Source organism: Paenarthrobacter sp. CM16 (assembly GCF_013179505.1).
GTDB lineage: Bacteria > Actinomycetota > Actinomycetes > Actinomycetales > Micrococcaceae > Arthrobacter.
Genome location: NZ_JABMCX010000188.1, coordinates 1 through 9,269 on the forward strand (window position 1 = coordinate 1; position 9,269 = coordinate 9,269).

Here is a 9,269-nt window from a genome sequence, read left to right on the forward strand (position 1 = left end):
CCATGGCGGTAAGAAGGGGACGGGCGGTTGCTGCTTGCATGGCGGCTCCGTAGATTCCGGCTTCGTTCCTTAGGGTGGCGGGGACTATGGGGGTTCGTAGGCTGAGGTGGGGAAGGTATTCGTCTGTTCGTTGTGAGATACCGCCGCCGATGATGATCAGTTCGGGGGAGAAGATGAACTCGAGTTCGGAGAAGTAGCGTTGCAGTCGGACGCTGTATTCCTTCCACGTTAGTCCTTCGCGTTCGCGGGCTACTGCGGAGGCTTTGATTTCGGCGTCGAATCCGTCGATGGAAAGGTGGCCAAGTTCGGCGTTTGGGACCAGTTGTCCGTCGAAGATCAGGGCGGATCCGATGCCGGTGCCGAGGGTGATGACGAGGACTGTGCCTTTGGTTCCTTTGCCTGCGCCGCAGCGGGCTTCTGCCAAGCCGGCGGCGTCGGCGTCATTGATGACCGAGACGGGCCGGCGGAGACGTTCTGTGAAGAGGGTGTTGATGTCGAGGTTGATGAAGGCTTTGTCCATGTTCGCGGCAGATCGGGATATTCCGTGCCTGACGATTCCGGGGTAGGTCACTCCGATCGGGGCGAGGCTATCGACCAGGTGTGACCCTGAAGACAGTTCGGCGGTGATGTGCGCGACGACTTCAGATACTTGTTTTGGGGTTGCCGGTTGGGGTGTGGGGAGGTGGGTGAGACTTCCTTGCACGATCCCTTTTTCGAGGTTGACAAGGGCGCCCTTGATTCCGGTGCCGCCAATGTCGATTCCGAGGTAGTGCTCGGATGCTGTGGTGTCGGTAGCCATGGTGTTCCTTCGGTTTGTGATGACGAAGCGGGCGGCAGCCTGCTTGGCTGTCGCCCGCTTCATTGCGATATGAGGTGGTTGTTAATTCTTTTGGTGTCAGGGGGTGGTTTTGTAGGCGTTCCAGCTGTCCCAGTTCTCGCCGTCGAAGCCGAGCCTTCCTGGCTGGTAGTCGGCCCAGTTGTTTGCTGTTTTCTCGATCACTTCACCTCCGACGGTGTAGTTCTCCAGGGACAGGCCGGTGCCGTCGGGGATCTCGTTGCCGATGGTCACTTTTTCGCCAGCGGCGTTGGTGTAGCGCTTGAGGTGGCTGACCTGGGAGGTCCAGTCCAGAGCGTTCCACGCGTCGATGTTGAGGTTTTTGATGTTGATGTTCTCAGTGTTGGAGAGGGCGTAGACGCGGATGGCGCAGTTGGTCATACCTTCTACCTTGAAGTTCTCAAACGTCATGTTCTTGACCGTGGTGGTGGGATCGGCTTTGGCTGTGGAACCCATGTCCTCCCAGTGTGAGGAGGAGTTGAAGATGCACGTGTTGTATTTGACGTCTTTCCAGTACATCCGGTTGTGGATGACCGTGGTGTTGGTGACTTTGACGTTATCGATGTTCCGGGGGGTCCATCCCCACTGGACGACGGGTCCGTTTTCGTTCTTCCAGATCACGGTGTTATCGATGGAAACATCGCTGTGGTACATCTTCAGGACATCGTCGTTGGCGTTGAAGAAGGTGTTCTTCATGGTGCTGCCGTCGTAGAGTTCCAGTCCGTCGGTCTGCCAGTACCAGCTGCCTACCTGCTTGTAGTTCTCCACGTTCATGTTGAAGCGCTCCACCCCGATTTCGGTTTCGCCCTCATGGGCGTAGACGACGAAGGAGTGGTAGGGCGGTTCGTTGATGGTGACGCCTTGCAGGTCGAGTTTCTGCCCGGTGTTGGAGGATTCGAACTGGAGCATTTTCACGCAGGTTATGTGGCAGTTGGACGCCCCGCTCAGTGCCTTGTAGCCGTTACTGGTATCTGCCTCATAGACGTACTGCTCGCCGGAGAGGACCCCGTATCCAGTGACTTTGTATTGGGTTTGGTTGCCTTCAGGGAACTTGAAAGCGCCCTTGACGTACGCCCCGGGTGCCAGGTAAACCCATTTGACGTTCGGCGGCAGGACCGCGTGGTAGTCCGATCCCATGTAGTAGGTGCCGGGCTTGAAGTAGATGATCTCTTCGGTGACGGTGTTGAGGTTCCTGACGGAGCCTTGTTTGGGGGAGTAGATGCTGCCGTCGGAGGGTTTGGGGATCAGCCGGTCTTTGTCGGCGCCTTTGAGCTTTGGTTCGGCGAAGACCATCATCGAGTTGCGGGGCTCGGTGTGGATGGCCCTGTTTCCGTCGGGCACGGTGGTTAGTTTGCCGCTGTCACCGGAGAGGTCGTTGAACGCGGTGTAGAGCTGGGGTTCGAACTCGACGGAGAACCGGTACCCGGCGTCACTGTAGGGGACTTTGACCCTGACGGTGTCGGCGTCCACGAGCTGCTTTTCGAAGTTGTAGCTGCTGGGCTTGATGTTGACTTGGTTCGCGGAGGTGATTTTCTCCCCGGTGCGCAGGCTGACATCAACCCAGACGTCTTGGGCGTATTCGAAGCTGGACCAGCTCATTGAGAGTCCGGCCTGGGAGGAGAACTCCGCTCCGTCGTCTTTGGTGTAGCCGACCTTTCCTTTCCCGCCGCGGGGGATGCTCATGTAGGCGAAGGAGTCGTAACTTTTATCGGGCTTTGTAGCCTCGGCGACCTTGACGTCGTAGACCGCTGACTGGCGGACCTGGTCGTCCGCGGTGGGGCTGGTGGTGTTGAGGGTCCCGTTGGTGTGCCACCAGGTGCGCAGGTTCTCGGTGTCGGCGGTCGTGGTTTTGGCTGCTGCCGGGGGCTTTTTGGGTTTGTTGTTCTCGGCTGCTTGGGCCGGTATTGATACCGCACCGCCCAGGAGCATGGTGGCGGCTGCGATGGTGATGGTTTTGGTCAGTAGCCTCAGCCCTTTTGTGGGCATGATGGTTTCCTCTCGTCAGTCGGGCGTGCTGCCCGTGGAGACCGCACTTTTGGGGGTGCGGCACACTCCGTTGTGTGGGTGCCGATGGTCAACCGGCGGGTTGCCGGCCTCAGGTGAGGCGCTTCTTGAGGACAATCACCTCCCAAGGGCGCAGGTCTTGGACCAAGGATCCGTCCGGCTGGTTCCTCAGCAGGACTTCCGCGTCGGCCCATTTGGTGCCGATGGTGGAAGTGAAGGTGAACGGTTCGGAGGAGCAGTTCGCCACCACGAGCAAGGCTGTCGTGTCGTTGGTGCGGGTGTAGGCGAAGACTTGGGGGTCTTGGGCGTAGAGGAGCTCGAAGCGGCCGTCCACGATGACCTGTTCTTCGTGACGGAGCCGGACCAGGGTGCGGTACCAGGCGAAAATGGATTCCGGGTCCGTGCGTTGGGCGGCGGCGTTGAGCCATTCGTGGTTGGGGTTGACCGGGATCCACGGGGTCCCCGTGGTGAATCCGGCGTTCGGTGTCCCGTCCCATTGGACCGGTGTGCGGGCGTTATCACGCCCTCCGGTGGCGATCCCGGCCAAGAGGTCGGCTGCTCGGCTGCCGTCGCTACCTTGGAGGGCTTCGTTGTAATAGTTCAGGCTTTCCAAGTCGCGGAAGTCCTCGATGCTTTGGAAGGACATGTTGGTCATTCCGAGCTCTTCGCCCTGATAGATGTAGGGAGTTCCTCGCATCAGGTGCAGCACGGTGGCCAGTGCCGTTGCTGATTCGTACCAGTAGCTGGTGTCGTTGCCGAAACGGGAAACGACGCGCGGTTGGTCGTGGTTGTTCCAGTAGAGGCTGTTCCAGCCGACGTCGGCGAGGGCGTTCTGCCAGCGGGCGAAGGAGTGTTTGATGGCGACGAAATCCACCGGTTTGCGGGTGAATTTGCCGCCGGGGCCGTGGTCCAGGCCGACGTGCTCGAAGTGGAAGACCATGTCAAGCTCGCGCCGGTCCTGGTCGGTGTAGAGGCGCGCCAGTTCGGGTGTGGCGTCGACCATCTCCCCGACGGTGATCAGGTCGGCGTCGCGGTGGGAGAAGACTTCCCGGTGCATTTCCTGGAGGTATTCGTGGACCCTGGGGCCGGAGCCGTAGAACTGGATGCCCTCTCCCCAGGTTTGGCCTTCCTTGATGGCTCCGTCGGGCAGCTCGGGGTGTTTGGAGATGAAACTGATGACGTCCATCCGGAACCCGTCGATTCCCCGGTCAAGCCACCAGTTCATCATTTGATAGACAGCGGCGCGCACCTCGGGGTTGTCCCAGTTCAGGTCCGGTTGTTTCCTGGAGAACAGGTGCAGGAAATATTGACCGGTGCTCTCGTCCAGTTCCCAGGCGGAGCCGGAAAAGAAAGAACCCCAGTTGTTCGGTTCTGCACCCTCGCGGGGGTCTCGCCAGATGTACCAGTCGCGTTTGGGGCTCTGGCGGCTGGAACGTGATTCGGTGAACCATTCGTGTTCGTCCGAGGTGTGGTTGACCACCAGGTCCATGACGAGTTTCATGCCGCGGGAGTGGAGTGCGGCGATGAGTTCGTCCAGGTCTTCCAGTGTTCCGAAGGTGGGGTCGACGGCGTAGTAGTCGCTGATGTCGTAGCCGTTGTCGTCTTGTGGTGAGGCGTAGACGGGGGAGAGCCAGACGACGTCGACGCCGAGGTCTTCGAGGTGGTCGAGGTGGTTGATGATGCCTTGGATGTCGCCTATGCCATCGCCGTTGGAGTCGGCGAAGCTGCGGGGGTAGACCTGATAGACGACGGAGGCTTTCCACCATTCGTCGGTGGAGTTCAGGCTTGGGTGGCGTAGCGCGGGTTGGGTGCTGGTCACTTGATGGCTCCGATGTTGACCCCTCGCATGAGGGTGCGTTGGAAGAGAAGGAAGAAGATCAGGGCTGGCAGGATTCCTGCCATGGATGCCGCTGCCAGGGCGGTGGGGTCGCTGGTGTACTGTCCGCTGAGGGCGCCCAGGGACACCGAGACTGTTTGGTTGGCGGCTGAGGGCAGCAGCACCAGCGGAAGGAAGAAGTCGTTCCAGGTCCAGATGAAGAAGAACGTCACCAGCACGGCCAAGGTGGGTCTGGTCAGGGGGAAGACGATCATCCGCAGGATCTGGAACCGGCTTGCCCCGTCCAGGCGGGCTGCTTCGAGTACTTCGGTGGGGAAGGACCCGAGGACCGAGGCGAGCATGTAGGTACCGAACGCGCTTTGGAGGACGGCGAGGATGATGGTCACCCCGGTGAGGGTGTCGTACAGGTTCAGTTCCCTTGACAGCACGAACAGCGGGTAGACCAGTGCCTCCTGGGGGATGGTGAAGGCGAGCATGAACACGGCCAGAATCCAGACCCGGCCTTTGATGCGGCCGATGCCGATGGCGAAGGCGCTGAGCAGGCTCAGTGCCGCGGCGATCAGGGCCACACTGCCGGAAAGAATAATGCTGTTGAGCAGCTTCTGGTTGAAGTTCACCCCTACCCAGAAGTCGATGATGGCGGTGAAATCGAGCTCCGTCGGCACACCAATGGGCCCATCGGCGATGTACTCGGCTGAGGGTTTGAACGCGTTGATCAGTGCGAGCCAGAACGGGAAGACCATCAGCAGCGCTGAGCCGGCCAGCACGATCAGGATGGTCCACCCGCTGACGCCGCGCCGGTTCTTGGCGCTTCGGCTGGTTTGGGTTGGTCGTTGCCGGCGCTTGGGTGTCGTGGTGGGGGCTGTGGCGGTCACTTTTCGAATCCCTCGGCGTTGCGGGTCTGGAAGCGCAGCAGCACGATCGCGATGATGGTGACCAGCAGCGCCAGGAGTGTGGCAACGGCCGCGCCGTAGCCCACTTGGGTGGTGGTGAAGAAGTTTGAGTAGGAGAAGTACGCGGGCACGATGGTGCTGGTGCCTGGACCGCCCTTGGTGAGGACGTAGATCGGGGCGAATACTTTGAGCGCCGCCACGGAGGTGGTGATCAGGACCACGGCGATTTCCGGGCGGAGCTGGGGAATGGTGATGCTCCAGAACCGTTGGAACCAGCCGGCACCGTCGATCTCGGCGGCTTCGTAGAGCGCAGGATCGACCCGGGACAGGCCCGCCATGAACACCACTACCGTGTAGCCGATCTGCAGCCAGATCAGGACGTTCATCACCGCGAGCATGGCCGTATCCGAATCCCCGAGCCAGTTCTGCTGCAGGAAGCCAAGCCCGATGTCATCCAGGGTGGTGTTGATGATTCCGTACTGCGGTTGGTACAGCCATTTCCACAGCACACCCGCGACGACGATGGGAAGGATCTGGGGCAGGTAGAACGTGGCGCGGAGAATGCTGGCGACGCGGGAACCGAACTTGGGGGCGATGTAGTCGAACAGAACTGCGGCGAGCAGCACACCCAGGGCTGTGGGGATGATGGCCATGGCCAGGATGAAGGCGATGCTGTGCAGGAAGGATGCCCAAAATGCCGGGTCGGCCACGAGCCTCACGTAGTTGTCCAGGCCGACGAACTTCGGGGCACCTACGCCCCGCCAGCTGGTCAGGCTGTAGTAGACGTTCATTCCGAACGGGATCGCGACGATAGCGAGGAACCCGACGGCGCCGGGTAGGAGGTAAATCCAGTAGCCGCGGGAACTTTCACGTGCTGTGTGCCGAGGGGTTTTCTTGTTCCCCGGCGAGGGGGTGCGGGAGGCTGCGGCCGTGGGGGCCGGGGTGACTGCGGTCATGATGTGTCCTTTGAGTAGGTGGCGGCACTGATGTGTACCGGTGCCGCCACCTGGATTGGTGCCCGCTACTTGGTGGGCTTGCCCTGCTCGTAGGCGGTCTCGATGGCCTCGACGGCCTTTTCAGGGGTGACGTTGCCTTGGACCAGGTCGCTGGTCTGGGCGACCAGGACGTCATTGAGGCCTGCCACGGGCCAGTCGGGGTACCAGCCCAAACCACCGTCGTTGCTGTTGAGCAGTTCGTTGAACCGGGGTGTGGTGAGCTTCCCGATCGGGGTGGTGATGGCACTTTCATCGCCGGCAACCGGCACGGCACCCTTGTTCCCCAGCATGTTCTGGATTTCCGGGCTCATGGTGATCTCGATGAAGTCGTAAGCGAGTTCCTTGTTCTTGGCCTTCTCGGGCACTACCCAGAGGTTGCCGCCCGAGCCGGGATGCTGGTCATTACCCGGGAAGAGGAACTGATCGAATTCGAAGGATTTGATGTCATCGGCGAAGCTGCCGGCCCACCAGGTGCCGGAGACGAACATCGGGTACTGACCGGCGGCGAAGGCATTGCCTGCATCCTGTGCGCTGACGCCAGTGGAGTCCTTGCTGATGTAGCCGCGCTTGGTCCAGTCCTGCACTGTGCGGGCTGCCTTCTCCCAGGCGCTCCAGTCAACGTCGCCCTCGAACTGCTGGTACGCGGACCAGGCCTTCTTATCCATGTTGCCCAGTGCCAGTTCGTACAGCAGGTGTGTTCCCGGGTAGTCCTGGGAGCCCAGCGCAAGTGGTGTGACACCGGCCCCGGAGAACGTCTCCATGGCCTGCTCCAGCTTCTGAAGGGACGTGGGGACCTTGACATTCTGCTTGGCGAAGAGGTCCTTGTTGTACCAAACGGAAACGTATTCGCCGTAGTTGGTAACGCCGTAACGCTTACCGGCGCCCATGATGCCGTTCTCGTAGAGACCAACATCCTGGGCCGTGCCGTCCAGTTTCCAGTTCCGGTCTTTGGCCACATCAGTCAGGTCAGTGAGCAGCCCGGCCTGGGAAACCACGCCAGCCGTTGCGTTGCCCTTTAAATACTCGAGGACGTCGGGTGCGTCGTTGGAATCAAGCAGGAGCTGGCCGGACTGCTGCATCTGCTCGTACGTCTTGAGTTCGAACTCGACAGTGACATCCGGGTGCTTCTCTTTGAAAAGCTCCACGGCCCGGTTCCAGCCGGCGGAAAGTGCGCTGTCATCGTTTTCCCACCACCAGACCTTCAGTGTCTTCGGTGCGGAACTGCCCTCGGGGGTGGAACATCCGGACAGGGCCAAGGCGGCAATGGCTGTTCCGGCTAGGGCCGCGAATGCCCGTCGCGAGAACCTGTTGGTGCTGAACATCGGTGACCTCCGTTGGTCGGGTTGATGCGAAAACCCGTCTTCGGGCTGGGAATAATTTTGCGACAAAACAAATAGGCTGTCAATGCATACCGCAAAACTTCCGAACTGCCCCTGTTTGGTTCGCTGACAAAACTAAAGAGGCATGCCAAGATGGTTCTGTGAACGCTCTTAGAACCTGGACCGCCCCGCGCGCGGACGCATCACTTCCCGTTGCTATCGAGGTTTTGCGCAGGGGGCCCATCTCCCGAGCGGACATAGCACGTCGACTTCAACTCTCCGCAGGCTCCCTGACACGGTTGAGCACCCCGCTGATAGAAGAAGGCCTGCTCAGGGAAGTAGGGGAACACAACGACGGCCGGGTCGGCCGGCCCACCCGGCTCCTAGACGTCGACGCCGACTCCAGGCACTTCATCGGAATGAAGATCCGCGAAAACGAGATCATTGCTGCCCGCACGAACCTTCGTGGCGAAATCAGCACTCACCTGAGCGAGGAAATTACGAACCAGGAGCCTGCCGAGGTCATCATCCAGATTGCCCGGCTCACCCGTGAACTCAGCCATGACCAGGCCATCAGCGGCATCGGCATCGGCATCGGAGGGCTCATCCGAGACCGCACACACGTCATCGATGCCCGCTTCCTCGGGTGGAAGGATCTAGACCTGGCAGGCAAAGTAACAGCAGCGACCGGAATACCAACACTGATCGACAATGACCTTGTCGCCTTCACCGAATACGAGCACTGGTTCGGTGAAGGGCGGGAAGATGACCGGTTCGCCGTCGTGACCCTCGGCGTGGGAACAGGATTCGGGCTCGTCGCCAACGGTGCCATTGTCGCCGGAGAGGACTACGGCATTGGCCTGGTCGGACACTGGCCACTAGACCCTACCGGGCCACTCTGTTTCGCAGGTCACCGGGGTTGTGCAACAAGCATCTTGAACTCTGATTCCATAGCCCGGCACGTATCAGACGCCCTCGGAAACGAGGTCGGCTACGAACAAGCTCTCGACCTTGCCCTCCAGAATGACCCAGCTGCAAGGCGGGTCATTGATGACGCCGGACGAGGTCTTGGAAGACTCATCGCAGCCATCTGCAACCTGACCATGCCGCAACGCATCATTATTGCCGGAGAAGGAGTCCGCCTGGCCGCCGTCGCCCGCCCCGCGCTGGAGGCTGGCATAGCACTGGACCGTGACCCACGAGCCACCACGCCCCCTATCGTCCTGGCCTCAAAGGACAACGTGCAATGGTGCCGCGGTGCGGCCGTCCTGGCCATTCAGGCGTTCGTCCACGGCACCCTGCCGGCAACCTCCAATGCGCCCGCACGCGAACCGGTGTTGGGTTCCTTCTAGTGTCCTGACTTACGCGCGCGAGTTGCCGTCACAT

At 60.6% G+C, this 9,269-nt stretch carries 7 protein-coding genes; 1 reads left to right on the forward strand and 6 read right to left on the reverse strand.

Features of this window, described 5'->3' with window-relative positions; translation table 11 throughout:
- From ppgK to HP499_RS16025, 6 genes are all read right to left on the reverse strand, one after another.
- Positions 1–799, reverse strand: a 799-nt coding sequence (gene ppgK, locus HP499_RS16000; RefSeq protein WP_172325220.1) for a polyphosphate--glucose phosphotransferase, incomplete at its 3' end; no start/stop codon positions are given.
- Between the two features lie 96 nt (positions 800–895).
- Entirely contained in the window at positions 896–2,821 is a 1,926-nt protein-coding gene (locus HP499_RS16005) for a family 49 glycosyl hydrolase (protein ID WP_253951631.1), read from the reverse strand.
- Positions 2,822–2,930: 109 nt separating this feature from the next.
- Positions 2,931–4,658, reverse strand: coding sequence for an alpha-glucosidase (locus tag HP499_RS16010; protein ID WP_172325221.1), 1,728 nt, complete (start codon positions 4,656–4,658; stop codon positions 2,931–2,933).
- Positions 4,655–5,551, reverse strand: a complete 897-nt coding sequence (locus HP499_RS25225; protein WP_309138404.1) for a carbohydrate ABC transporter permease — start codon at positions 5,549–5,551, stop codon at positions 4,655–4,657. The genes HP499_RS16010 and HP499_RS25225 overlap by 4 nt, the downstream gene beginning before the upstream one ends.
- Positions 5,548–6,525, reverse strand: coding sequence for a carbohydrate ABC transporter permease (locus HP499_RS16020; protein ID WP_172325222.1), 978 nt, complete (start codon positions 6,523–6,525; stop codon positions 5,548–5,550). The genes HP499_RS25225 and HP499_RS16020 overlap by 4 nt, the downstream gene beginning before the upstream one ends.
- Positions 6,526–6,590: 65 nt before the next feature.
- Positions 6,591–7,886 carry an ABC transporter substrate-binding protein gene (locus HP499_RS16025; protein WP_172325223.1) on the reverse strand — a complete coding sequence of 432 codons (1,296 nt, stop codon included), beginning with the start codon at positions 7,884–7,886 and terminating at the stop codon, positions 6,591–6,593.
- A 158-nt stretch (positions 7,887–8,044) separates the two neighbouring features.
- Between HP499_RS16025 and HP499_RS16030 the strand changes: the two genes are divergently transcribed.
- Positions 8,045–9,235, forward strand: coding sequence for an ROK family transcriptional regulator (locus tag HP499_RS16030; RefSeq protein WP_172325224.1), 1,191 nt, complete (start codon positions 8,045–8,047; stop codon positions 9,233–9,235).
- The last annotated feature ends 34 nt before the right edge of the window (positions 9,236–9,269 follow it).